General features: G+C 48.7%; 2 protein-coding genes. Both read left to right on the forward strand.

The annotated features are described in order from the left end of the window. On the forward strand, positions 1 to 379 hold a 379-nt coding region (locus tag FH871_RS31750; RefSeq protein WP_306439264.1), incomplete at its 5' end, for a hypothetical protein. Then, on the forward strand, positions 348 to 838 hold a 491-nt coding region (locus FH871_RS31755; protein WP_138995316.1), incomplete at its 3' end, for a transposase. The genes FH871_RS31750 and FH871_RS31755, both read left to right, overlap by 32 nt.

The raw sequence follows: 838 nt of genomic DNA on the forward strand, positions 1-838 counted from the left end.
GACCGTCTTGGAGAGTTTCCTGCCTTTAGTCGAATACCTGTTACCCGATTTTATCGTAGCCTATTATGAGTTGACCCGTGTCGAGAAGTCTTCGGATCGGCTTCATGTTTATCTGGAAGAGAAGAACTACCCGGAGTCCGATCCCGCCAAAGAATTTCTTTTATCGAAGGGGTTCCTGCCTGAAATTACCATCCAGGACTTCCCCATTCGTGATAAACGGGTTTTTCTTCATATCAAACGCCGTCGCTGGCTGAATACTCAGACCGGTCAAATCCAGCAGAGAGATTGGTCGCAGGTAGCCCAGGGAACGCGAATGACGAAAGAATTCGCACTTTTTTTAAACCAGCTTGACGGCTTTATTCCCCCACAGTACCAATAGCCTGGGTCGTTTATTCGGTGTTGTCGGAAAGCGTTTTTCCCGTCAGTATCGGACCCATTTGAGCCATTTTCAGAACTGGCCTCAGCGAGAACATGCCAATCAGTGGCTGCTATATCCCCAAAATCTAGGAACGCACTTATCGATTGATGAGACGAGCCTTTCACATGGCGAGTTATATACGATCCTGACCAATAAAGCAGCCAAAGGCCAAAAAGGGAGTATTGTGGCCATTATCGCCGGTACAAAAGCCGAAACGGTGATCGCTATCCTGCGAAAAATTCCCGAAAAGCTCCGCAAAAAGGTCACCGAAATCACCCTGGACATGGCGGGCAATATGGCTTTGATTGCCAAAAAATGCTTTCCACGAGCTACTCAGGTAACCGATCGATTCCACGTCCAGCAATTAGCGTTGGAAGCGGTTCAGGAGATGCGCGTCAAGTACCGGTGGGAAGCGCTGGA

The sequence above is a fragment of the Larkinella sp. C7 genome (assembly GCF_006149005.1).
Classification (GTDB): domain Bacteria; phylum Bacteroidota; class Bacteroidia; order Cytophagales; family Spirosomataceae; genus Larkinella.